The organism is Corynebacterium evansiae (assembly GCF_027570065.1).
GTDB lineage: Bacteria > Actinomycetota > Actinomycetes > Mycobacteriales > Mycobacteriaceae > Corynebacterium > Corynebacterium evansiae.
Window position 1 is genome coordinate 1 of the sequence record NZ_JAKMUT010000027.1, and the last position, 411, is coordinate 411.

Here is a 411-nt window from a genome sequence, read left to right on the forward strand (position 1 = left end):
AAACCCACGTCATCAACTGGACCTGGGCCAGACACGAAACCACCGCCGCCTACACCGAACTCCTACGCCCCATTGCCGCACCACTAATCGCAGTCACAGACGGCGGACAAGGTGCCCAATCAGCCATCCACCACTGCTGGCCAACAACACGCATCCAACGCTGCCTCGTCCACGCCCAACGAACAGTCCGCCGCCACACCACCAGCAACCCCCGCACCGATGCCGGCAAAACCCTCTACCGCCTAGCCCTGAAACTCACTCGCATCACCGACCTTGACCAAGCATCCACATGGGTCGCCCACCTGCACGAATTCGACCACACCTACCGGGAATGGATGAACGAGAAAACCACCATCAAAGACCCTGCTACCGGCGCCTACACCAAGGTCTACACCCACCAACGCGTCCGAG

At 60.6% G+C, this 411-nt stretch carries 1 protein-coding gene; it reads left to right on the forward strand.

Annotated features, from left to right (window positions below):
- Window positions 1-411 (forward strand): transposase (locus L8V00_RS09995; protein WP_269944931.1); only part of this gene is annotated, 411 nt, incomplete at both ends.